This is a genomic window from Pseudomonas sp. efr-133-TYG-5 (assembly GCF_030209175.1).
In the GTDB taxonomy this organism is placed as follows: Bacteria; Pseudomonadota; Gammaproteobacteria; order Pseudomonadales; family Pseudomonadaceae; genus Aquipseudomonas.
Genome location: NZ_JARVSM010000001.1, coordinates 2,037,634 through 2,060,955, shown reverse-complemented (window position 1 = coordinate 2,060,955; position 23,322 = coordinate 2,037,634). Strand labels below are relative to the sequence as shown.

The 23,322-nt window shown below is 63.4% G+C and carries 21 protein-coding genes and 1 pseudogene; 14 read left to right on the top strand and 8 right to left on the bottom strand.

What is annotated here, in order from left to right:
• Positions 1 to 66 precede the first annotated feature (66 nt).
• The gene (rapA, locus tag QRN70_RS09350; RefSeq protein ID WP_285417223.1) at positions 67 to 2,913 is read right to left on the bottom strand and encodes an RNA polymerase-associated protein RapA; all 2,847 of its coding nucleotides are present in this window, start codon (positions 2,911 to 2,913) and stop codon (positions 67 to 69) included.
• Between the two features lie 240 nt (positions 2,914 to 3,153).
• Between rapA and QRN70_RS09345 the strand changes: the two genes are divergently transcribed.
• Positions 3,154 to 3,495, top strand: a complete 342-nt coding sequence (locus tag QRN70_RS09345; protein WP_285417221.1) for an aspartate-semialdehyde dehydrogenase — start codon at positions 3,154 to 3,156, stop codon at positions 3,493 to 3,495.
• Here the strand turns inward: QRN70_RS09345 and QRN70_RS09340 are convergent.
• From QRN70_RS09340 to QRN70_RS09330, 3 genes are all read right to left on the bottom strand, one after another.
• Positions 3,465 to 4,676, bottom strand: a complete 1,212-nt coding sequence (locus QRN70_RS09340; protein WP_285417219.1) for an aminotransferase class V-fold PLP-dependent enzyme — start codon at positions 4,674 to 4,676, stop codon at positions 3,465 to 3,467. The genes QRN70_RS09345 and QRN70_RS09340 overlap by 31 nt on opposite strands.
• Positions 4,673 to 5,143: a RidA family protein gene (locus tag QRN70_RS09335; protein ID WP_285417218.1), complete on the bottom strand. Its 471-nt coding sequence runs from the start codon at positions 5,141 to 5,143 to the stop codon at positions 4,673 to 4,675. Before QRN70_RS09335 ends, QRN70_RS09340 begins: the two co-directional genes overlap by 4 nt.
• A gap of 90 nt (positions 5,144 to 5,233) precedes the next feature.
• A complete protein-coding gene (locus QRN70_RS09330) occupies positions 5,234 to 6,100 on the bottom strand; it encodes a LysR substrate-binding domain-containing protein (protein ID WP_285417216.1) in 867 nt (288 codons plus the stop codon).
• Positions 6,101 to 6,281: 181 nt separating this feature from the next.
• Here QRN70_RS09330 and QRN70_RS09325 point away from each other — a divergent pair, with 181 nt between their 5' ends.
• Entirely contained in the window at positions 6,282 to 6,443 is a 162-nt protein-coding gene (locus QRN70_RS09325; RefSeq protein WP_007906621.1) for a hypothetical protein, read from the top strand.
• Between the two features lie 145 nt (positions 6,444 to 6,588).
• Positions 6,589 to 6,702 (top strand): cytochrome c oxidase subunit CcoM, encoded by a 114-nt coding sequence (gene ccoM / locus QRN70_RS09320; RefSeq protein WP_003222396.1) that lies wholly within the window; start codon positions 6,589 to 6,591, stop codon positions 6,700 to 6,702.
• A 227-nt stretch (positions 6,703 to 6,929) separates the two neighbouring features.
• Here ccoM and QRN70_RS09315 read toward each other — a convergent pair whose 3' ends face one another.
• Together QRN70_RS09315 and QRN70_RS09310 are read right to left on the bottom strand one after the other, a co-directional pair.
• Positions 6,930 to 8,405 (bottom strand): inorganic phosphate transporter, encoded by a 1,476-nt coding sequence (locus QRN70_RS09315; protein ID WP_285417214.1) that lies wholly within the window; start codon positions 8,403 to 8,405, stop codon positions 6,930 to 6,932.
• Between the two features lie 375 nt (positions 8,406 to 8,780).
• Entirely contained in the window at positions 8,781 to 8,981 is a 201-nt protein-coding gene (locus QRN70_RS09310) for a hypothetical protein (RefSeq protein WP_007986337.1), read from the bottom strand.
• A gap of 644 nt (positions 8,982 to 9,625) precedes the next feature.
• Between QRN70_RS09310 and pcaR the strand changes: the two genes are divergently transcribed.
• From pcaR to pcaC, 11 genes and pseudogenes are all read left to right on the top strand, one after another.
• Positions 9,626 to 10,468: a pca regulon transcriptional regulator PcaR gene (gene pcaR / locus QRN70_RS09305; protein ID WP_285417210.1), complete on the top strand. Its 843-nt coding sequence runs from the start codon at positions 9,626 to 9,628 to the stop codon at positions 10,466 to 10,468.
• Positions 10,469 to 10,760: 292 nt separating this feature from the next.
• The gene (gene pcaK, locus QRN70_RS09300) at positions 10,761 to 12,107 is read left to right on the top strand and encodes a 4-hydroxybenzoate transporter PcaK (protein WP_285417208.1); all 1,347 of its coding nucleotides are present in this window, start codon (positions 10,761 to 10,763) and stop codon (positions 12,105 to 12,107) included.
• Between the two features lie 268 nt (positions 12,108 to 12,375).
• On the top strand, positions 12,376 to 13,233 hold the full coding sequence (locus QRN70_RS09295) for a CoA transferase subunit A (protein WP_285417206.1): 858 nt from the start codon (positions 12,376 to 12,378) through the stop codon (positions 13,231 to 13,233).
• Positions 13,230 to 14,010 (top strand): annotated as a pseudogene (locus tag QRN70_RS09290) (CoA-transferase subunit beta). The gene QRN70_RS09295 and the pseudogene QRN70_RS09290 overlap by 4 nt, the downstream one beginning before the upstream one ends.
• The gene (gene pcaF, locus QRN70_RS09285) at positions 14,007 to 15,212 is read left to right on the top strand and encodes a 3-oxoadipyl-CoA thiolase (protein WP_285417204.1); all 1,206 of its coding nucleotides are present in this window, start codon (positions 14,007 to 14,009) and stop codon (positions 15,210 to 15,212) included. Before QRN70_RS09290 ends, pcaF begins: the two are co-directional and overlap by 4 nt.
• 36 nt (positions 15,213 to 15,248) lie before the next feature.
• Entirely contained in the window at positions 15,249 to 15,953 is a 705-nt protein-coding gene (pcaH, locus tag QRN70_RS09280) for a protocatechuate 3,4-dioxygenase subunit beta (protein ID WP_285417202.1), read from the top strand.
• A gap of 1 nt (position 15,954) precedes the next feature.
• Complete coding sequence (gene pcaG, locus QRN70_RS09275; RefSeq protein WP_285417200.1) at positions 15,955 to 16,521, top strand: protocatechuate 3,4-dioxygenase subunit alpha; 567 nt, start codon at positions 15,955 to 15,957, stop codon at positions 16,519 to 16,521.
• 192 nt (positions 16,522 to 16,713) lie between these two features.
• The gene (locus tag QRN70_RS09270) at positions 16,714 to 18,009 is read left to right on the top strand and encodes an MFS family transporter (protein WP_285417199.1); all 1,296 of its coding nucleotides are present in this window, start codon (positions 16,714 to 16,716) and stop codon (positions 18,007 to 18,009) included.
• Positions 18,010 to 18,055: 46 nt separating this feature from the next.
• Positions 18,056 to 19,420, top strand: a complete 1,365-nt coding sequence (locus QRN70_RS09265; protein WP_285417198.1) for a 3-carboxy-cis,cis-muconate cycloisomerase — start codon at positions 18,056 to 18,058, stop codon at positions 19,418 to 19,420.
• 11 nt (positions 19,421 to 19,431) lie between these two features.
• Positions 19,432 to 20,223, top strand: a complete 792-nt coding sequence (pcaD, locus tag QRN70_RS09260) for a 3-oxoadipate enol-lactonase (RefSeq protein ID WP_285417196.1) — start codon at positions 19,432 to 19,434, stop codon at positions 20,221 to 20,223.
• A gap of 10 nt (positions 20,224 to 20,233) precedes the next feature.
• Positions 20,234 to 20,626, top strand: coding sequence for a 4-carboxymuconolactone decarboxylase (gene pcaC / locus QRN70_RS09255; RefSeq protein ID WP_285417195.1), 393 nt, complete (start codon positions 20,234 to 20,236; stop codon positions 20,624 to 20,626).
• A gap of 104 nt (positions 20,627 to 20,730) precedes the next feature.
• On the opposite strand, the gene QRN70_RS09250 is transcribed toward pcaC, so the two are convergent.
• Both QRN70_RS09250 and QRN70_RS09245 read right to left on the bottom strand, forming a co-directional pair.
• Positions 20,731 to 21,537: a methyltransferase domain-containing protein gene (locus QRN70_RS09250; RefSeq protein WP_285417194.1), complete on the bottom strand. Its 807-nt coding sequence runs from the start codon at positions 21,535 to 21,537 to the stop codon at positions 20,731 to 20,733.
• 259 nt (positions 21,538 to 21,796) lie between these two features.
• Positions 21,797 to 23,050 carry an OprD family porin gene (locus QRN70_RS09245; RefSeq protein ID WP_285417192.1) on the bottom strand — a complete coding sequence of 418 codons (1,254 nt, stop codon included), beginning with the start codon at positions 23,048 to 23,050 and terminating at the stop codon, positions 21,797 to 21,799.
• Between the last annotated feature and the right edge of the window lie 272 nt (positions 23,051 to 23,322).

Here is a 23,322-nt window from a genome sequence, read left to right as displayed (position 1 = left end):
AACAGACCAATAAAAAGGCCCGCATCGCTGCGGGCCTTTTTATTTGCGGCGATGGAGCAGGGCGGTTTAGCCCGCCACCAGCACCCGGATCGCTTCCAGGCGCAATGCCGCTTTGTCGAGCATTGCCAGACCCTGCTCGCGCTGCTTGCGCAAGGCCTCCAGTTCGCTGTCGCGTACAGTCGGGTTGACCGCCTGCAACGCGGTCAGGCGCGCCAGTTCTTCCTCGGTATCGGCAGCCAGACGACGGCGCGCCTCGGCCACGCGCTCGGCGTGACGAGGGGTGACCTTGTCTTCACCGGCGTTGATCCGTGGCGTCAGCTGATCGCGCTGGGCCTGGATGAACTTGTTGGCGCTGGCGCGCGGTACGCTTTCCAGCTGATCGTTGAGGGTTTCGAATGCCACGCGCGGCGACAGGTCGTTGCCGTTGGCATCGAGCAGGCAGCGCAGGGCGGCCGGTGGCAGGTAGCGGCCCAGTTGCAGCGAGCGCGGCGCGACCACTTCGCTGACGTAGAGCAGTTCCAGCAGCACGGTGCCCGGCTTGAGCGCCTTGTTCTTGATCAGCGCGACGGCGGTGTTGCCCATCGAACCGGACAGCACCAGATCCATGCCGCCCTGCACCATCGGGTGTTCCCAGGTGATGAACTGCATGTCTTCGCGCGACAGCGCCTGGTTGCGGTCGTAGGTGATGGTCACGCCTTCGTCGTCGCCCAGCGGGAAACTGGCGTCGAGCATTTTCTCGCTCGGCTTGAGGATCAGGGCGTTTTCCGAGTGGTCTTCGCTGTCGATGCCGAAGGCGTCGAACAGGGTTTCCATGTAGATCGGCAGGGCGAACTGGTCGTCCTGCTCAAGGATCGCCTCGACCAGCGCTTCACCTTCGCCGGCGCCGCCGGAGTTCAGCTCCAGCAGGCGGTCGCGACCGGTGTGCAGCTCGGCTTCCAGACGCTCGCGCTCGGCGCGCGCCTCGTCGATCAGCGCTTGCCACTCGCCGTCATCGGCCTCTTCCAGCAGCGGCAGCAGGCGCGGGCCGAACTGGTGCTGCAGGGCGTTGCCGGTCGGGCAGGTGTTGAGGAACGCGTTCAGCGCTTCGTGATACCACTGGAACAGACGCTCCTGCGGGCTGGTTTCCAGGTACGGCACGTGCAGTTCGATGACGTGTTTCTGGCCGATCCGGTCGAGACGACCGATGCGCTGCTCGAGCAGGTCCGGGTGCGACGGCAGATCGAACAGCACCAGGTGATGGGCGAACTGGAAGTTGCGGCCTTCACTGCCGATTTCCGAGCAGATCAGCACCTGCGCGCCGAACTCTTCATCGGCGAAGTAGGCGGCGGCGCGGTCACGCTCAAGGATGTTCATGCCTTCGTGGAACACCGTGGCCGGAATGCCGGAACGCACGCGCAGGGCGTCTTCCAGATCCATCGCGGTTTCGGCGTGGGCGCAGATCACCAGCACTTTGGTGCGCTTGAGCATTTTCAGCTGGTCGATCAGCCATTCGACGCGCGGGTCGAATTTCCACCAGCGCTCTTCTTCGCTGGCGTCCGGCTGCGCCTGGAAGCTGACTTCCGGGTACAGCTCGGCGTGCTCGCCCAGCGGCAGTTCGAGGTATTCGTCAGGGCATGGCAGCGGGTACGGGTGCAGTTTGCGCTCCGGGAAACCCTGCACGGCGGCGCGGGTGTTACGGAACAGCACGCGGCCGGTGCCGTGGCGGTCGAGCAGTTCGCGCACGAGGCGGGCGCTGGCTTCGGTATCGCCATCGTTGACCGCGGTCAGCAGGGCTTCGCCTTCGTTGCCGAGGAAACCATGAATGGTCTTGTGCGCTTCTGGCGAGAGACGGCCCTTGTCCAGCAGCTCCTGGACGGCTTCGGCCACCGGGCGATAGTTGTCGCTCTCGGCACGGAAGGCGGCCAGGTCATGGAAGCGGTTCGGGTCGAGCAGGCGCAGACGGGCGAAGTGGCTGTCCTGGCCGAGCTGTTCCGGGGTCGCGGTGAGCAGCAGCACGCCGGGAATGACTTCGGCCAGTTGCTCGACCAGCGAATATTCCGGGCTGACTTTTTCTTCGTGCCAGACCAGGTGGTGCGCTTCGTCGACCACCAGCAGGTCCCAGCCGGCGGCGAACAGCGCGTCCTGGGCCTTCTCGTCGTCGACCAGCCACTCCAGCGCGACCAGCGCCAGTTGGGTGTCTTCGAAGGGGTTGCTGGCATCGCTTTCGATAAAGCGTTCTTCGTCGAACAGCGCGACCTGCAGGTTGAAGCGGCGGCGCATTTCCACCAGCCACTGGTGCTGGAGGTTTTCCGGCACCAGGATCAGCACGCGACTGGCGCGGCCGGACAGCAGCTGACGGTGGATCACCAGGCCGGCTTCGATGGTCTTGCCCAGGCCCACTTCGTCCGCCAGCAGAACCCGCGGCGCGATGCGGTCGGCGACTTCACGGGCAATGTGCAACTGGTGGGCGATCGGCTGCGCGCGCACGCCACCCAGGCCCCAGAGCGAGGACTGCAACTGGCGGCTGGTGTGTTCCAGGGTGTTGTAGCGCAGGGAGAACCATGGCAGCGGATCGATCTGGCCGGCGAACAGACGGTCGCTGGCCAGACGGAACTGGATGAAGTTCGACAGCTGGGTTTCCGGCAGGGTGACCGCTTCGTTCTGCCCGTTGAGGCCGTGGTAGACCATCAGCCCGTCGATGTCCTCGACTTCGCGCACGGTCATTTTCCAGCCTTCGAAGTGAGTGATGGTGTCACCCGGCGAGAACCGCACGCGGGTCAGGGGCGCATTCCGTAGCGCGTACTGGCGGGTTTCGCCAGTGGCCGGGTAGAGCACGGTCAACAAGCGGCCGTCCTGTGCCAGAACGGTGCCTAAACCAAGCTCTGCTTCGCTGTCACTGATCCAGCGTTGCCCCGGTTGATACTGCTGCGCCATGCTGCCTGACTCCCACCTTGAAAAAGCGGGCTATCTTAACGGAATGAGGGCTTCAGGGCCAAAGGATTAGGAGCAGGGGCGAGCTTTTGGCGGTGGGCTGCAGGCCGGCGCAAAACGCGTCAGCGGTCAGTTTTTCCAGCGGCGGTGGCACCCAACGCTGCCAACCCGGTCACATGTTTGCGACGGATGGCTAAAGCCAGCCCCGCTCAAGCCGATAGCCTGCTCACAGGAGACCTTTATATGCTGCCACCGATGCTCCCCCTGAGCGCTGTGCCGATCACTTCCCAGACGGACCCGATTCGCCAGCGGCCGGACATTCCTCCGGTGGTGCCGGTGCAGGAAAGCTCCAACGAAAGCACCATCGACCTGCAAAAGCGCGACCCGGAAGAAGACGGCCTGTTGCTGCGCGAAGAACAGCGCCGCCAGCAGGAACGCGACCGCCGCCGGCGCGAGGCCGATGAAGACCCGGAAGAACACCTGGCCGTGCCGGGCACCGAACTCAACGCTGACAACACCGTGCCGGTGGTGCCGCTGATGGAAGATCAGCCGCGTCAGGGCCTGTGGGTCGACATCGAGATCTGAGGCTGCGCCGCCAGCTCGGCCAGATGGTTCAGCAGCACGTCGATTTCCTCTTCGGTATTCAGATAACTCACAGCGATCCGGGCGATGCTGTGCAGGCCGCGGGCCTGCATGTCCAGCGGCGTGTAGGCCACGCCGTTGGCGCCGATGTTGATCCGGCGTGCTGCCAGCGCCTGCTGCAGCGCCAGGCAATCCCATCCCTGAAGCGTGAACGCGATCAGCCCCGATTGCTGATTTGGCGCGCCGAGATTGTGCAATGTCAGGCCGGAAATCGACGGCAGGCGTTGGCGCAGCAGACGAGCCAACTGATCGATGCGTCGGCGGATCGCTGCCGCGCCCAGCCGCTGATGTTCCTCCAGGGCATTGGCCAGTCCCGCCAGCAGGGCCAGCGACACTTCACTGGTTTCAAAGCGCCGGGCGTCAGGACGCAGGGTGAAGCGCTGGCCATCCCACGGTGCCGACAGCACATCGCGTTGCACCGGCAGCAGGCGTTGCAGCAATTGCGGGCGGATATACAGCAGCGCCGTCCCCCGTGGGCCACGTAGAAACTTGCGCCCGGCGCCCTTGAGCACGTCGCACTGCAAGGCCTGGACATCGCACGGCACTTGCCCCAGCGCCTGACCGGCATCGAGGAAATAGGTGATGTCGTGGCGCCGCGCAACCGCGCCGACGGCGGCCGCCGGATTGATCAGGCCACCGTTGGCCGGCAGCCAGGTCAAGGCGATCAGCCGCACGTTGCGGTCGATCATTTGCGCCAGTGCCTGCGGGTCGACGGCACCCTTGGCGTCGCAGGGAATCACTTCCAGGCGCGCGCCGGCTTTCACCGCTTCGGCCATGCAGGCCAGGTTGCCGGCCCATTCATGACGACCGACAAGAATGCGCTGGCCGGGCTGCCACGGTTCCAGCGCATTGAACGCCTGGCTCCAGGCCGCCGAGCCACTGCTGGCGAAGGCGATGTCTTCGCACTGGGCGTTGAGCAGGCTGGCGGCAGCGCTGCGGGCGCGCGCCAGGACCTCGCCGTCCGCCGCTTCCATCGGCCCGCCGCGAGCCTCGCGCTGTAGCTGTGCGAGTACGGCATCCAGGGTGGCCTGACTGGGCAGCGAGGCGCCGGCATGGTTGAAGTGCAAGACATGGCCACAACCCGGTGTGGCTGCCCGCAGGCGCGCGATTTCCTCGACGTTCAAGGCTGCAGCTCGAAGATGGCGTCGATTTCCACCGCAACCCCCGATGGCAGACTGGCGACGCCGACTGCCGTGCGCACATGCCGGCCCTTGTCGCCCAGCGCGTTGACCAACAGGTTCGACGCACCGTTGGCCACCGCGCCCTGGCGCTGAAACTCGGGCGTCGCGGCAATGAACGCGCCGAGGCGGATGATGCGTACCAGTTTCGACAGGTCGTCGCCCAAGGCGTCGCTCAATTGGGCGAGCAGACCGAGCGCTGCCAGTTCGGCAGCCTTGATGCCTTCCTCTTCTGAAATGGCTTCACCGAGGCGGCCGATGAAGGCCGGTTGGCCGTCGAGCAGCGGAATCTGCCCGGAGATAAATAGTTGGTTCTGGCTGACCACGTGATTGACGTAGTTGGCGATTGGCTGGCTCGGCGTTGGCAGGCGCAGGCCGAGTTGCTGGACACGTTGGGCGAGTGAGTCGGTCATGCAAAGTCCTCCGTAGATGAGGACTCCAGCATGTGGCGACCGGGTGGGGGCCGACAAACGGATAGATTTAATCCGACGTATCGAATCTGCTCATGCGTCGACCCTGCTGTCCAGCCAGTCGCTGAAGCACTGCACCGCCGCGCTGCGCTCGGCCTCGGCGGTGACCAGCCAGTAGCCGATTTCGCCGCGCATGGCCGGGGTGTCGAAGGCCGGAACCAGCGCGCCTTCCGTGAGCCGCCGTTCGATCAGGCACTGACGCCCCATGGCAATGCCCTGGCCGGCGACGGCGGCTTCGACCACGATGTTGTAATCGTGGAGCATCACCGTTGGCACATGAGCCAGATCGATGCCGCTGTGCAGCTGCCAGTCGATCCACTCGAACGGCTGGTGCGACTTGGCCATCAACAGCGGCCCTTTGTCTATCCCGCGTGCCTTGAATTGCGGGCTGCACACCGGGGTCAGGGTTTCGCTGAGGAAGCGTCGGGCATGCACCTTCGGCCAGCCCCCCTTGCCGTAGCGCAGGGCGACATCGACCTCGCCGCCGTCGACGTCGGCCAGTTGCACCGCCGGTAGCAGTTCGACATGAATGTGCGGATGCTGGCGATTGAAGTCCGCCAGGCGCGGGGCCAGCCATAGCGTTGCAAACGAGGCGAGCAGGCCGATGCGCAGAACGGTGGGCTGCTCGCCACGCAATTGCCGGGTGGCGTCACCGATGGCGACGAGGGCAGGTTGGATCTGCCGGTAATAGGCTTGCCCGGCGCTTGTCAGATCTATGGCCCGGGTGCGTCGGACAAACAGGCGCAGATTGAGGAATTCTTCCAGTTTGTGCACCTGATGGCTGATCGCGCTTTGCGTCACCGACAACTCGGCGGCGGCCTTGATGAAGCTCAAGTGACGGGCCACGGCTTCGAAGGCGCGCAGGGCCATCAGCGGCGGCAGATCCTGATGCAGGGGCACGGCAAACATCCTCGGGTTTGGCGCAAAGCGCAGATTGTGCGGGCAAAACCGCCGTCCGGTACATCGATTGTTGCCGGGCCTGGCGGCGACGACTGGTCAGCGCCGCCGCCAGGCCGCATTATTGACGCAGTCCTGTCGCCGCTGCGGCAGTTGCGATTCTTTTCCTGCGATGCACCCTGCCATGAGCCAAGATGACAAACTGATCGACCTCAACACCGAACGCGCCAAGCGCGTGCACGACCTCAACGAGAAGCGCCTGAACGAAGTGCGTCAGGCCTTCGAGCAGGCGATGCCGCTGGGCAAGGCCAAGAAAAAGCCGAAAAACAAACCGAAAAAGCGTTGATCTCCCCGGCATCCGTTGATGCAGGTCAGTTATTTTCCCGCCTTTGTCCCGCGTCTTGACCGGCATTGATCCCGGTCAATTTCTGCCCCTGCGCGATTGGTTAACTTAGCTCCATCGCAGCAGAGCAGGGGCCAGGAGGCCAGTCATGTTTTTCGATAACGTGGTGTTCGCCGGAGTCCTGACCGTCGGTCTCATGGTGCTGTTTTTTGCAGGGTTTGGATTTTTTATCTGGAAAGACGCGAACAAGCGCAAGAAGTAAAAACCAGTCTTTCCGGATTTGATGAGCACGCAAGGCATTTTGGGGCGACTTCGGTTGCCCCTTTTTTTTGCCTGGCTGACGGCTTCCGCGCCGGCCATGCTCGTGGATTTTTGCTCGTTCGCACGCTCGGTGCGGGGCTGCCGTCCGCGACGTTCCCCGTGCATTCACCGAGCCAATAAAAAAGGCGTGATCCTCGCGGATCACGCCTTTTTTCATGCGGCTGTCTATCAGCTGCCCAGGGCCTTGGACGCCAGCCAGAACAGGCCGGCCGACAGGGCCACGGTGGCGGGCAGGGTCAGGACCCAGGCCAGCAGGATGGTTTTCACCGTGCCGCCCTGCAGGCCGCTTTTGTTGGCGACCATGGTGCCGGCCACGCCCGAGGACAGGACGTGGGTGGTGGACACCGGCAGGCTGAAGATGTTGGCCAGGCCGATCAGGCTCGCCGTGGTGATCTGCGCCGACATGCCCTGGGAGTAGGTCATGCCTTGCTTGCCGATCTTCTCGCCGATGGTCAGAACCACGCGTTTCCAGCCGACCATGGTGCCCAGGCCCAAGGCCAGGGCGACCGCCAGAATCACCCAGAACGGCGCGTATTCGGTGGTGGTGGTCAGGTCTTTGCGCAGTTTGTCCAGGTCGGCCTTTTCACGGGCTTGCAGGCCAGGCAACTTGCCGACTTTCTTCGCGGTGTCGTCCAGGCAGAGCAGGTAGCGACGCACTTCGATACGGCTTTCCGACGACAGCGAATGATAGTCCGCGACACCCTTGAGGGTGTGCAGCAGGGCGGCGATGGTCGGTTCGGTCTGCTGCGGGTTGCAGCGGAATTTCTCCGGCAGGTCGCCTTCGACGCTCTTGCCCAGGGCCAGGAATTCGCCCAGCGAATCGGCGTTGCGCTGGTAGAACTGGCTCAGGTGCAGGGTCGCATCGCGGGTGCGTTCGATCTGGTAGGTCGTGCTGTTCAGGTCGAGCACGAACTGCGCAGGGACGATACCGATCAGCACCAGCATGATCAGGCCGATGCCTTTCTGGCCGTCGTTGGAGCCGTGCACGAAGCTCACGGCCATGGCCGAGATCACCAGGACCAGGCGGTTCCAGAAGGGTGGGTGTTTCTTGTCGTCGATCTTGCGGCGCTGTTCCGGCGTCTTGTGCATCTTCGACAGCGGACGCCACCATTTCAGGCCGATCAGCACCAGCGCGGCGATCAGGAAACCGGCCATTGGCGAGAACACCAGCGAGGCGCCGATGTCGATCGCTTTCTGCCAGTTCACGCCGTCAGCCAACGGGATTTCGTTGATCAGCGCGTTGGCCAGGCCGACGCCGAGGATCGAACCGATCAGCGTGTGCGAACTGGAGGCGGGGATACCAAAGTACCAGGTGCCCAGGTTCCAGGTGATCGCGGCGGCGAGCAGCGAGAACACCATGGCCAGGCCATGGCCGGTGTTGACGTTGATCAGCAGTTCCACTGGCAGCAGGTGCACGATGGCATAGGCCACGCCAACGCCGCCGAGCAACACGCCGAGGAAATTGAACACACCGGAGAAGAACACGGCCAGGTGCGGCGGCATGGCTTTGGTGTAGATAACAGTGGCTACCGCGTTAGCGGTGTCATGAAATCCATTGATGAACTCGAAGGCGAGGACAAACGCCAGGGCGAGCAAGAGGCTCACAAGCACCCAAGCATCCAGTCCGCTGAATAAATCGATCATGAAGGTTTTCTGACCCGGTCATAAGGGGGCGCGATTATGCCAGAAAAGCGTGGAAATCGATCCCCTACCTGCTCATCGGTATCGCACATCCACGAAATAATTTGTGGCAAGGCGTAACCCCCGAGCATTTTGCAGGGTTTTTCAAGTCTTTGATTGGCAAGGAAAAATAGCCGGATGTCGAGGTTTTTGCCCCGCGCGTCGGATGCTTAAACGCTTGTGTGAAATATCTCTGAAACGAGTCAGACATGTACCAATCCCTGTCAGGAATGGTCTGCTGGCCGCTGCCCGCGGGTAGCGGGCGCGCAAGGCAGGGTCACCGCACCGCGCTTTTAACCGGTGTGGACGCCAACCCTGGAAAACATCAAACCCTCGGGCTCATGGCTCTTCGGCTTTGAGTTCCTTTTCCATCTTCTGCAGTTCTTGCTGGAAGACCTGATCCTGAACGGTGGCGCGTTTACGCCAGGGTTTGCGTTCCGGTTCGGGCTGGGCGGCGTAGGTGGTGACTTCCCCGCCGTAAACTTCCTTGTAACGTTGTTCCTGGCGCTCAAGTTCCGCGCGCAGTTCGTCTTTCGTCACAGTGCTACCTGTTTGAGTTGAGATAAATGTCTGGTGAAACGCACGGCAACGAATCAATTGAGCGGATCCGCCGAAGCGCGCAGCCTGGACAGGCAGCGGTGAGTTTCGGCAGGACGATCAAGACTTCCATGTTGCAGGCGGCTACGGCACCAGATTAAAAACTGACGCAGCTTCAGTTTCCTGTTTCAGCGAGCGCGCTGGCGGTGCATGGCAATGAACTTCAGGCGCTTGCCGGGGCCGACGCAGATGGCCATCGCGTCGGCGGGTGGCGTCGTCGGCAAGTAATAAATGCGCCGCCACTGAGATCCATTATAGCGGTCGATTCGGGATTGCCTATCTTTGAAAATTTAAAAACAGTTCTGAATGTGTGATCGTTTTGTTACTCGCATGTTTTACCCATAGTTGCAGTACGGGTAAGCCGTTGTTGAAAAGTGCTTTGTTTCTGACGCCAGTTATTCGCGTAACTAACGTAGCGGCACCGCCCGCCGAAGTTGGCCGCAATACGCGCTAGGCGGCGGCCGGTTGATTGCGATTATCGGTCGATGGTTCGATAATCGCCCAATGTTGGCGGTCCGGCGCTTGTGCAGAAGCGCGCGAGCCGCTTGTATAAGCCATTGATCTGCGCCGCATAACAAGGACCTGACATGAACGATCAAATGCGCAACTCCTTCACTTCGGTGGCGCCACCGATCGTCGCCTCGCCGGCCAAGCGCATCCAGGCGCTGACCGGCGACCCGGATTTCATGACCTCGCTGGCCCGTGGCCTGGCGGTGGTGCAGGCTTTCCAGGAGCGCAAGCGGCACCTGACCATCGCCCAGATCAGCCATCGCACGGAAATTCCGCGCGCCGCCGTGCGCCGTTGCCTGCACACGCTGATCAAGCTCGGCTACGCCACGACCGACGGGCGCACCTACTCGCTGCTGCCGAAAGTGCTGACCCTCGGCCATGCCTATCTGTCCTCGACGCCGCTGGCGGTGTCGGCGCAACCCTACCTCGACCGCATGAGCGAACAACTGCACGAAGCCTGCAACATGGCCACGCTCGAAGGCGACGACATTCTCTACATTGCCCGCTCCGCGACCACCCAGCGCCTGATCTCGGTGGACTTGTCGGTGGGCGGACGCCTGCCGGCCTATTGCACATCGATGGGGCGCATTCTCCTGGCGGCGCTGGACGACACCTCGCTGGGCGAATACCTCGATCACGCCGAACTGGTGGCCAAGACCAGCCGCACCATTCATACCCCGCAGGCGCTGCTCGAGTGTCTGCAGGAGGTGCGGCAGCAGGGCTGGTGCATCGTCGATCAGGAACTGGAGCAGGGCCTGCGTTCGATTGCGGTGCCGGTGTACGACGCCTCCGGCCAGGTGGTGGCGGCGCTCAACGTCAGCACCCACGCCGGGCGGGTCAGCCGCACCGAGCTGGAACAGCGCTTCCTGCCCGGCCTGTTGAGCGCCAGTCGCGACCTCAGCGCGCAGCTGTTCGCCTGAGGAAGCTGTTCGATAAACGCACAGAGTTGCGTTTATCGAATTGACGCTAAAACCCCCGGATCATTAATGTCGCGGCAGCGTCATCCGGCGCCGACGTGAACGCGGCGGCCCGAGCGACCTTCATAATAATGACAAGAGGCAACTTCCCCATGCGCCCGTTCCCCGACTGTCGTCACGCCCGCTGCCGTTGCCGGGCTTAAAGCAACGCCGGATTCCAACCTTCTATTCTTGACACCGTGCCGCGCTTTGGCCGGCCGCCGTTCGACTGCGTTTTTTGCGTGGAATAAAAATAATGAACCAGCCTCAGTCCGCTGTTGGTCACTGCCTCGACGTGCAGTCCTTCATCAATGCTCAACCGATCTCGCGCTATCAGTGGCGGGTGGTGATTCTGTGTTTCCTGATTGTTTTCCTCGATGGCCTCGACACCGCGGCCATGGGCTTCATTGCCCCGGCGTTGTCCCAGGACTGGGGCATCGACCGCGCCAGCCTGGGGCCGGTGATGAGCGCCGCGCTGATCGGCATGGTCTTCGGCGCACTGGGCTCCGGGCCGTTGGCTGACCGCTTCGGGCGCAAAGTCGTACTGGTCGGCGCGGTGCTGCTGTTCGGCGCCTTCAGCCTGGCCTCGGCCTACAGCACGAATGTCGAGCAACTGCTGGTGCTGCGTTTCCTCACCGGGCTGGGTCTGGGCGCCGGGATGCCCAACGCCACCACACTGCTCTCCGAATACACCCCGGAGCGCAAGAAGTCGCTGCTGGTGACCAGCATGTTCTGCGGCTTCAACCTGGGCATGGCCGGGGGCGGGTTCATCTCGGCCAAGCTGATTCCGGCGTTCGGCTGGCACAGCCTGCTGCTGATCGGCGGGCTCCTGCCACTGATACTCGCTGTCGTTCTGCTGTTCTGGTTGCCTGAGTCGGCGCGTTATCTGGTGGTGCGCAATCGCGGTACCGACAAGGTGCGCAAGACCCTGGCGCCGATCGATCCGGTCGCCGTGGCGCAGGCGGCGAGTTTCAGCGTGCCCGAGCAGAAAACCGTCAAGGCGCGCAACGTATTCGCGGTGATTTTCTCCGGCACCTACAGCGCCGGCACCTTGTTGCTGTGGCTGACCTATTTCATGGGCCTGGTGATTGTCTACCTGCTGACCAGTTGGCTGCCGACCCTGATGCGCGACAGTGGCGCGAGCATGGAGCAGGCGGCGTTCATCGGCGCGTTGTTCCAGTTTGGCGGGGTGTTGAGCGCGGTCGCTGTGGGATGGGCGATGGACCGCTTCAATCCGCACAAGGTGATCGGCACTTTCTACCTGCTAGCCGGGGTGTTTGCCTACGCGGTGGGGCAGAGCCTGGGCAATATCACGCTGTTGGCGACGTTGGTGCTGGTGGCGGGGATGTGCGTCAACGGCGCGCAATCGGCAATGCCTTCGCTGGCCGCACGGTTCTATCCAACCCAGGGCCGGGCGACCGGAGTGTCGTGGATGCTTGGCATCGGCCGCTTCGGCGCGATTCTCGGCGCGTGGATGGGCGCGACCCTGTTGGGCCTGGGCTGGAATTTCGAACAGGTGCTGACGGCGCTGGTGATTCCGGCGGGCCTGGCCACGGCCGCGGTGCTGATCAAGGGCCTGGTCAGTCACGCCGACGCGACCTGAGTTCAAGCGTAGGAATATTCGTTGAATGTTCCGGCCCTTTCGCGAGCAGGCTCGCTCCCACATTGGAATGCATTTGAAAATGTGGGAGCGAGCCTGCTCGCGAATAAGGTGATAGTTAGGGAAGCAACAATCTGTTCGATAAACGAACACTCAGTCGATTATCGGATTGTTTGGCGATTTTTCGCGGCTTAATCTGCAGTGACTCCGGCGCTGAACCTCGCGCCTTTTTATCACTGGCGATCCATTACAAAAAACGGGAGTCCGCTCCATGGCTGAGATCCTTTCGCTGCACGACGCAGTGAAGCAATTCGTCAGCGACGGTGACACCGTCGCGCTCGAAGGCTTCACTCACCTGATCCCGACGGCGGCGGGTCATGAAATCATTCGTCAGGGCAAGAAAGATCTGACCCTGGTGCGGATGACGCCTGACCTGATCTACGACCAGTTGATCGGTGCCGGTTGCGCTCGCAAGCTGATTTTCTCCTGGGGCGGCAATCCGGGTGTGGGATCGCTGCACCGTCTGCGCGACGCGGTCGAGAAGCAATGGCCGCACGCTCTGGAAATCGAAGAGCACAGCCACGCCGACCTGGCCAATGCCTACGTCGCCGGCGCTTCCGGCCTGCCGTTCGCAGTGCTGCGGGCCTACGCCGGTTCCGACCTGCCGAAGGTCAACCCGTTGATCAAAAGCGTCACCTGCCCGTTCACCGGTGAAGTGCTGGCCGCGGTGCCGTCGGTGCGCCCGGACGTGACCGTGATCCACGCGCAGAAAGCCGACCGTCAGGGCAACGTGCTGCTGTGGGGCATCCTCGGCGTGCAGAAAGAAGCGGCACTGGCCGCCAAGCGTTGCATCGTCACCGTCGAAGAGATCGTCGACAACCTCAACGCACCGATGAACGCCTGCGTGCTGCCGACCTGGGCCTTGAGCGCGGTCTGCCACGTACCGGGCGGGGCCCATCCGTCCTACGCCCACGGTTACACCGAGCGCGACAATCGTTTCTATCAGGCGTGGGATCCGATCGCCCGCGACCGTGAGACGTTTACCGCGTGGATCAACGAATACATCCATGGCTGCGCTGACTTCAGCGAGTTCCAGGCCAAGTTGGCTGCTTCGGAGGCCCGGCAATGACTTACACCACCAATGAAATGATGACCGTCGCGGCGGCCCGTCGCCTTCGGAACGGCGCGGTGTGTTTCGTCGGCATCGGCCTGCCGTCGAAAGCCGCCAACCTGGCACGCCTGACGTCGTCGCCGGACGTCGTGCTGATCTACGAGTCGGGCCCGATTGGCGCCAAGCCGAGCGTGCTGCCACTGTCCATCGGTGACGGCGAGTTGGCGGAAACCGCCGACACCGTGGTGCCGACCGGTGAGATTTTTCGCTAACTGGCTGCAGGGCGGGCGCATCGACGTCGGTTTTCTCGGCGCGGCGCAGGTCGACCGATTCGGCAACATCAACACCACCGTGGTCGGCGACTACCACGCGCCAAAAGTGCGCCTGCCGGGTGCCGGTGGCGCGCCGGAGATTGCCGGGTCGGCGAAAAGCGTATTGATCATCCTTAAACAGTCGGCGCGTTCCTTTGTCGACAAACTCGACTTCATCACCTCGGTCGGTCACGGCGAGGGCGGGGATTCGCGCAAACGCCTGGGCCTGCCGGGTGCCGGGCCGGTCGGGATCATCACCGACCTGTGCATCATGGAGCCGGAAGCGGGCACCCACGAATTCGTGGTCACCGCCCTGCATCCGGGCGTAACCCGCGAGCAAGTCGTTGCCGCCACCGGTTGGCCGATCCGTTTTGCCGACACCGTGGCGACCACCGCCGAACCGACTGAACTCGAACTCACCGCGCTGCGCGATCTCGAAGCGCGCACCGCAGCGGCCCATGGCCAGGCACCTGGAGAAGCATGATGCGTGACGTGTATATCTGTGATGCGATCCGTACCCCCATCGGCCGTTTCGGCGGCGGTCTGGCGGCCGTGCGCGCCGATGATCTGGCGGCCGTGCCGATCAAGGCCTTGATGGCGCGCAATCCCTCGGTGGACTGGGCGGCCCTCGATGAAGTGTTCCTCGGCTGCGCCAACCAGGCCGGCGAAGACAACCGCAACGTTGCGCGCATGGCGCTGTTGCTCGCCGGGCTGCCGGAGACTGTTCCGGGCGTGACCCTCAATCGGCTCTGCGCTTCGGGCATGGACGCCATCGGCACCGCGTTCCGCGCCATCGCCAGCGGCGAAATGGAGCTGGCGATTGCCGGTGGCGTCGAGTCGATGTCGCGCGCGCCGTTCGTCATGGGCAAGGCCGACGCGGCGTTCTCGCGCAATATGAAACTGGAAGACACCACCATCGGCTGGCGTTTCATCAACCCGCTGATGAAGGCCCAGTACGGTGTCGATGCGATGCCGCAGACCGCCGATAACGTCGCCGACGACTACAAGGTGTCGCGCGCCGATCAGGACGCGTTTGCCTTGCGCAGCCAGCAGCGCACCGCTGCCGCGCAGGCCGCTGGCTACTTCGCCGAAGAAATCACCGAAGTGCGGATTGCCCACAAGAAGGGGGAAACCGTGGTCAGCCAGGACGAGCATCCGCGCGCCGACACCACCCTGGAAGCCCTGAGCAAACTGAAACCGGTCAACGGCGCGGACAAAACCGTCACCGCCGGCAACGCTTCGGGCGTGAACGACGGTGCTGCCGCACTGATTCTCGCTTCTGCCGAAGCGGTGAAAAAACACGGCCTGACTGCCCGCGCCAAAGTGCTGGGCATGGCCAGTGCCGGCGTTGCGCCACGGGTGATGGGCATCGGCCCGGTGCCCGCGGTACGCAAGCTGATCGAACGCCTCGGCGTGGCGGTCAGCGATTTCGATGTGATCGAACTCAACGAAGCCTTCGCCAGCCAGGGCCTGGCGGTGCTGCGTGAACTGGGGCTGGCGGACGACGCTGTCCAGGTCAACCCCAATGGTGGTGCGATCGCCCTCGGTCATCCATTGGGCATGAGTGGCGCGCGTCTGGTGCTGACCGCGCTGCATCAGCTGGAAAAGACCGGTGGCAAGAAAGGTCTGGCGACCATGTGCGTTGGTGTCGGTCAGGGTCTGGCCCTGGCTATCGAACGCGTCTGACGCCTGGCCGTGATGAAAAGAACAGAGGAAAGCGAAATGACTGACAAGCCTGGTTACCGTCGCCCACAGGAAGGCACCCAGCCGCCGTACCTGCACCCGACCTATCAATCCACCAATCTGCGCTCGCCGTCCAAGCCGTTGGTGTTCCTGCCCCATTCCCTGTCGGAAATCACCGGGCCGACCATCGGCGCCGAGCGCGTGGCCGACACCGATAACGACCTGACAGCGCAGCACGCCGGCGAACCGCTGGGCGAGCGCATCATCATTCACGGCCGTGTGCTCGACGAAGACGGCCTGCCGGTGCCGGGGATTCTCGTGGAGATCTGGCAGGCCAACGCCGCCGGCCGCTACAACCACGCCCGCGACCTGCACGACGCGCCGCTGGACCCGAATTTCACCGGCACCGGCCGCACCGTCACCGACGCCGACGGCTGGTACCAGTTCCAGACCATCAAGCCTGGCGCCTATCCGTGGGGTAACCACCACAATGCCTGGCGCCCGGCGCACGTGCATTTCTCGCTGTTCGGGCCAAGCATCCTCACGCGCCTGGTCACGCAAATGTATTTCCCTGGCGATCCGCTGCTGGCGTACGACCCGATCTACAACTGCGTGCCGGACACTTCGGCCAAGGAACGCCTGATCGCCGCATTCGATCTGGAAAAAACCATTCCGTCCTACGCCCTCGCTTATCGCTGGGACATTGTGCTGCGCGGCCGCGAAGCCACGCCGATGGAGAAATAAGATGACCCTGACCGCGACCACGTCCCACACCGTCGGGCCGTATTACCACATCGGCCTGACCTGGCTGAACCGCGAAAACCTCGCCACCGAACTGACCCTCGGCGAGCGCGTGGCGATCACCGGGCAAGTCATCGATGGCAATGGCGATGTCGTCAACGACGCCATGCTGGAAGTCTGGCAGGCCAATGCCGCCGGCAAGTATGACCACCCGGAAGACGAACAGGACAAAGCCCTCGACCCGAACTTCGAAGGCTTCGGCCGGGTGCCGGTGGATGCCGAAGGGCGTTTCCGCTTCACCACGATCAAGCCGGGTACGGTCGAGGGCCTGAAAGGTTCGACCCAGGCGCCGCATCTGGTGGTGCTGGTGTTCGCCCGTGGCCTGGTCAAGCACTTGCTGACCCGCATTTACTTTGAAGGCGAGCCGGCGAACGTCAATGATCCGCTGCTCGAATGCGTGCCGGCCGAGCGCCGCACCACGTTGCTGGCGAAGCCGGATGCGGCGGGGGGTTATCAGTGGAATGTGATTCTGCAGGGCACTGAAGCGGAAACCGTGTTCTTCGATTATTGAGAACACCAGCGTCCCAATGTGGGAGCGAGCCTGCTCGTGATTGCGGAGTGTCATTGAGCACAAAGGTGGGTGATGTACCGCCATCGCGAGCAGGCTCGCTCCCACTGGGGGAACTGAGTTGCTGATCCAATGTGGAACGGGATTGTTGCGAAGTGTGTCTAGACTCTCACTGTCCCTATCGAGTGAAAAACAATGACAACCACTACCTCCCACTACACCGGCGAAGAGCGTAGCAAGCGCATCTTCGCGATTGTCGGCGCCTCGTCCGGCAATCTCGTCGAATGGTTCGACTTTTACGTCTACGCCTTCTGCGCGATCTACTTCGCCCCGGCGTTTTTTCCTTCCGATAACCCTACGGTGCAACTGGTCAACACTGCCGGCGTGTTCGCCGCCGGGTTCCTGATGCGACCGATTGGCGGCTGGATTTTCGGGCGCCTGGCGGACAAGAAGGGCCGCAAGACCTCGATGATGATTTCGGTGCTGATGATGTGCTTCGGCTCGTTGCTCATCGCCTGCCTGCCGACTTACAGCAGCATTGGCGTCTGGGCGCCGCTGCTGTTGCTGTTCGCGCGGCTGCTGCAAGGTTTGTCGGTGGGCGGTGAGTACGGCACCACAGCCACTTACATGAGCGAAGTGGCGCTCAAGGGCCAGCGCGGATTCTTCGCCTCGTTCCAGTACGTGACCCTGATCGGCGGGCAATTGCTGGCGGTGTCGCTGGTGGTGATCCTGCAGCAGTTCCTCTCGGAAGACGAGCTGCGTGCCTACGGCTGGCGGATTCCGTTCGTCGTGGGCGCGGTCGCGGCGGTGATTTCGCTGTTCCTGCGCCGTTCGCTGAAAGAGACCACCAGCAAGGAAATGCGCGAAAACAAGGACGCCGGCAGCATCCGCGCGCTGTTTCGCGATCACAAGGCCGCGTTCATCACCGTGCTCGGCTATACCGCCGGTGGCTCGCTGATTTTCTACACCTTCACCACGTACATGCAGAAGTACCTGGTGAACACGGCGGGCATGCACGCCAAGACCGCCAGTTACATCATGACCGGCGCGCTGTTCCTGTATATGTGCATGCAGCCACTGTTCGGCATGCTCGCCGACAAAATCGGCCGACGTAACTCGATGCTCTGGTTCGGCGCCCTCGGGACGCTGCTGACCGTACCGATCCTGTTGAGCCTGAAAAGCGTCAGCAGCCCGCTGCTGGCCTTCGTGCTGATCACCGTGGCGCTGGCCATTGTCAGTTTCTACACCTCGATCAGCGGCCTGGTGAAAGCCGAGATGTTCCCGCCGGAAGTCCGCGCCCTCGGCGTGGGCCTGGCCTATGCGGTGGCCAACGCGATTTTCGGTGGTTCGGCGGAATACGTGGCGCTGAGCCTGAAAGCCGGGGGCATGGAAAACGCCTTTTACTGGTACGTGACGGTCATGATGGCGGTGGCCTTCCTGTTCAGCCTGCGCCTGCCGAAACAGGCGGCGTATCTGCACCACGATCTCTAAACCGATGTGCGCGGGCCGTCATGGCCCGCGCCGGCAAGGACTGTTTATGACTCAGCGACCGGGCAATCAATTGTTCGATGCCTATTTCACTGCCCGCGATATGCGTGAGGTGTTCTGCGATCAGGGCCGGGTGCAGGCCATGCTCGATTTCGAAGCGGCGCTGGCCAGGGCCGAAGCGCGGGTCGGGTTGATCCCGCCAACGGCGGTGGCGCCGATTGCCGCTGCCTGCCGCGCCGGCCTGTATGACTTTGCAGCGTTGGCCGAGGCGATCGCCACGGCCGGCAACTCGGCGATTCCGCTGGTCAAGGCGCTGGGCAGGCAGATCGCCGCGGCGGATGCCGAGGCCGAACGTTATGTGCATCTGGGCGCCACCAGCCAGGACGTGATGGACTCCGGACTGGTGCTGCAATTGCGGCAGGCGCTGGCGCTGATCGACAGCGAACTGGCGCAGCTGGCCGCATCGCTCGCGACGCAGGCGCAGCGTCATGCGGCGACTCCGCTGGCCGGCCGCACCTGGTTGCAACACGCGACGCCGGTGACCCTCGGCATGAAGATCGCCACCTGGCTCGGCGCGGTGACGCGCAGCCGCCAGCGCCTGCGCGAACTCAAGCCGCGCTTACTGGTGCTGCAATTCGGCGGCGCGTCCGGGACCCTCGCGGCGCTCGGTGCGCAGGCGTTGCCGATCGCCCAGGCCTTGGCTGAAGAGCTGCAACTGAGCTTGCCCGAACAACCGTGGCACACCCAGCGCGATCGCCTCGTCGAGTTCGGCGCGGTGCTCGGGCTGATCGCCGGCAGCCTCGGCAAACTCGGCCGCGACATCAGCCTGCTGATGCAGACCGAAGCGGCGGAAGTGTTCGAACCGGCGGCACCCGGCAAGGGCGGCTCCTCGACCATGCCGCACAAACGCAATCCGGTCGGCGCGGCGGTGTTGATCGGCGCTGCGACGCGGGTGCCGGGGCTGTTGTCGACGCTGTTCAGCGCCATGCCGCAGGAACACGAACGCAGCCTCGGTCTGTGGCACGCCGAATGGGAGACCCTGCCGGAGATCTGCTGCCTGGTTTCCGGGGCGCTGCAGCAGGCGCGGTTGCTGGCCGATGGGCTGGAAGTCGATGCCGCGCGCATGGCCCGCAACCTCGAATTGACCCAGGGCCTGGTGCTGGCCGAAGCGGTGAGCATCGTCCTCGCGCAACGGGTCGGCCGCGACGCCGCGCATCACCTGCTCGAACAATGCTGCAAACGTGCGGTGGCGGAGCAGCGCCACCTGCGCGCGGTGCTCTCCGACGAGCCAGGGGTGAGCGCCGAACTGAGCGCCAGCGAACTGGATGATCTGCTCAACCCCGCCCACTACCTTGGCCAGGCGCAAACCTGGGTCGAGCGAGCGGTGGCCGAACATAACGCGCTGACTGACTGAAGGAGAGGGCTGTGGCTTTCGTACAACTCGCCGATGGCGAACTTCATTACCAAATAGACGGCCCGGTTGATGCGCCGGTGCTGGTGCTGTCCAACTCGCTGGGGACCGACCTGCACATGTGGGACGTGCAGATGCCGGCGTTTACCGAGCATTTTCGCGTGTTGCGCTTCGACACCCGTGGTCACGGCCAATCGCTGGTCACGCCGGGGCCGTACAGCATCGAGCAATTGGGCCGCGACGTGCTGGCCCTGCTCGACGCGCTGCACATCGAGCGTGCGCATTTCTGCGGGCTGTCGATGGGCGGCCTGATCGGCCAATGGCTGGGAATCAACGCCGGCGAGCGCCTGAACAAACTGATCGTGTGCAATACCGCGGCAAAAATCGGCGATCCGACAGTGTGGAATCCGCGTATCGAAACCGTGCTGCGCGATGGTCCGGCCGCCATGGTCGCCCTGCGCGATGCGTCGATTGCGCGCTGGTTCACCTCGGACTTTGCCGCGGCCAATCCGGCAGCGGCGAAGCACATCACCGACATGCTCGCGGCGACCTCGCCGCAAGGTTACGCGGCCAACTGCGCGGCGGTGCGCGATGCCGATTTCCGCGAGCAGCTGGGATCGATCACCGTGCCGCTGCTGGTGATCGCCGGCAGCGAGGATGCGGTGACGCCGCCGGCCGGCAGCCATTTCATTCAGCAACAGGTGCGTGGCGCCGAGTACGCCGAGTTTTATGCCGCGCATCTATCCAACGTCCAGGCCGGGGCTGAATTCAGCGATCGGGTGCTGGCGTTTCTGCACGCTCATTGAGGGGATAGTTGTGGACGAGAAACAACGTTATGACGAAGGCATGCAGGTGCGTCGCGCCGTGTTGGGCGATGCTCACGTCGATCGCAGCCTGACCACGCTGACCGAGTTCAACGCGGAGTTCCAGGAGATGATTACCCGTCACGCCTGGGGCGATATCTGGACCCGCCCGGGCCTGCCACGGCACACCCGCAGCCTGATCACCATTGCCATGCTGATCGGCATGAACCGCGAGGGCGAACTCAAGCTGCACCTGCGCGCCGCCGCCAACAATGGCGTGAGCCGCGGCGAGATCAAGGAAGTGATCATGCAGAGCGCGATCTACTGCGGGATCCCGGCGGCCAACGCCACGTTCCACCTCGCCGAGGCGGTGTGGGATGAGCTGGGTGTCGAATCCCGGGCCTGAGGGCGCCTGAACTGACGCCTTCGCGAGCCGGCTCGCGCCCACCTTTGCCATGCCTTGCAATGTGGACGCGAGCCTGCCCGCGAAAGCGCTAGTCGTCCGATCAATCACACCCTGGCGACGATGAAAATCCGCTTGAACGGAAACAGCGTATGGCCGTTGTTCTCCTGCGGATAATGCGCATGCACGCGCATCAGGAAGTGGTAGATGAAACGCGCCTGCTCCTGCGGGTCGAGCCCCTGCATCACCGGCCGCAGTGCCGAGACCTTGACCCAGTCATAGACCGGCGACTTGCCGTCCACCACCTGCAATTGCTCGGTTTCCCAGATGTCCAGCGAGGCCGTCAGCGGCGCCAGCAAACGGTAGTAATCCTCCAGCGTCAGTAACGGCCGCGCAGCCATGTGCTGGCGCAGTTGCGGCGTGCCCAACGGCGTGTGCCCGGGGCCGGCGTCCTCGAGGGTGTCGAGCATCAGCCGATACCACAGCGCATCGCGCCAGTCCGGCATGTGCGCGGCGAGGCAGCCGCCGGGGTTGAGCCGGCCGAGCAGGCGCGGCAGCAGCTCTTCGTGACCTTCGATGAAATGCAGCACGGCAGCGGCCAGCAGCAGGTCTGCCGGTTGCTCGGGCTGCCAGTCGAGCAGGTCGCACTGTTGCCATGACGCCTTGATCGGCAGGCAGCGCGCCTGATCGAGCATCTGCGCTGAACTGTCGACGCCGAGCAACTGCGCGCGCGGCCAGCGTTCGGCCAGCAGTTGCGTGGCGATGCCGGTGCCGCAACCGAGGTCGTAGATGCGTTGTGGATCGTGCAGTTCGACGCGCTCGAGCAGTTCGTTGACCGGGCGTTGCCTGAGGCGGGAAAACTGCTGGTACGCCTTGGCGTCCCAGTCGGCAGCAGGGGTGGGGCGAGTGATCATGAGGCGGTCCTCCGGTGATCAGCAGTGTCTTCCGATGACAGCCTGGCTCGAGTCTTGGGGACCAACATCAACAGATAACGGAAGCGGGAAGGGTGGTGCGCCTGAGTCCTTCAGGTTTTTCCACTTTAATCCAAGGCCCGCAAAGTGCCACCTCGCCTGACAAATGGCCATCGCCCCCCTGGCAGGCAGGCGCTGCCGAATGCAACGAGGCTGCGAGCACCCGATCGCAGCTTCGGCGGCGCCTACAGTGGCCCAGGCGTTACAGCAGGCTGATCGGGTAGCTGACGATCAGGCGATTTTCGTCGAACTCGTTATTGCTGTAGTCGCGGCGCATGGTCGAGTTGCGCCATCTGACGTTCAGGTCCTTGAGCGCGCCGCTCTGTACGGTGTAGCCCAGCTCCGATTCGCGACCCCATTCCTTGCCGTCGGTGATGGTGCCGGTGTGCACGTTGCTGCCGCTGATGTAGCGGTTCATCAGGGTCAGCCCGGGAATGCCGAGGGCGACGAAATTGTAGTCGTGACGCACCTGCCAGGAGCGTTCCTGAGCGTTGTCGTAACTGGAGTTGTAGCTGTCGTTGGCCAGGGTGCCGCCGCTGGTGCCGTTGACCCGCATCCAGGCGCTGTCGCCCGTGAGTTTCTGCAGGCCGACGTAGAACGTGTTGCCGCCGTAGCGGGCAGACAACAGGCCGGACCAGGTCTTGTTGTCGAGGTCGCCGGCGCGGGCGCTGCCGTCGTCCTTGCCATAGAAGAAGCCGAGGTTGGCGCCCAGCGTCCAGTCGCCCAGCGGCTGGCTGTGGATCAGATTGACGTATTGCTGGCTGTAGATGTCCTTGAGCTCGGCGTTCCACAGGCCGATCTGCGTGCGTTTGTCGTTGAACACGTACTCGCCGCCCTGGAAGTTGAAGCGATCGGAGGTGAACGCGGCTTTGCCGGTCATCGACATGTCGCTCATGCTGCTGTCGTCACGCGGGCTGTTGGCGCGGAACTGGCCGCCGTAAAGGGTCAGGCCGGCGATTTCCTTCGAGGTGATCTGGCCGCCACGGAAGGTCTGCGGCAGCGAGCGGCCGTCGTCCGAACGCAGGATCGGCAGCACCGGCATCCACTCGCCGACCTTCACCTCGGTCTGCGACAGTCTGGCCTTGAACGCGACGTTGGTGCGGCCGAAGTTGTCCGCCGGACGGCCGTCATGATCCAGCGGCAACAGTTGCGTGCCGCCGGTGCCTTTGCCGCCATCGAGTTTTACCGAGTACAGCCCGAGCACGTCCATGCCGAAACCGACGGTGCCCTGGGTGAAGCCGGATTTGGCGTCGAGGATGAAGTTCTGCGTCCACTCTTCAGCCTTGCCCTGAGCCTTGGTCGGGTTGGTGAAGTTGCGGTTGATGTAGAAGTTGCGCAGGTTCAGGTTGACCTTGGCCCCTTCGACGAACCCGGCTTCCTCGGCCATTGCCGGCAGCGCGGTGCCAGCCAGGGTCAGGGCGAGCAAACCGGGAAATGCATAAGTGGAAGGCGTCATGAGCGGAGTCTCTCTAATTATTTTGGGGTGAACGGGTACGCTGCCGCCGCTTTTGAGGGCAGACAGGGGGAAGCGAACAGGACGTGAAGCGGTGGCGATCAGCCGGACGGGGAAGGGCGGGCAAACATGGCATCGAACCTGTTGTTATTGGTTTTGTGAAGCGGATGGTGCGTGGCGTGGATGACCCCTTTCAATCGGCGAAAACGGGTTTCGGGCGATTATCGAACAGAAGATCGCAGGGATCTTTCGATACCCTGCGACGCCCCCGGGCC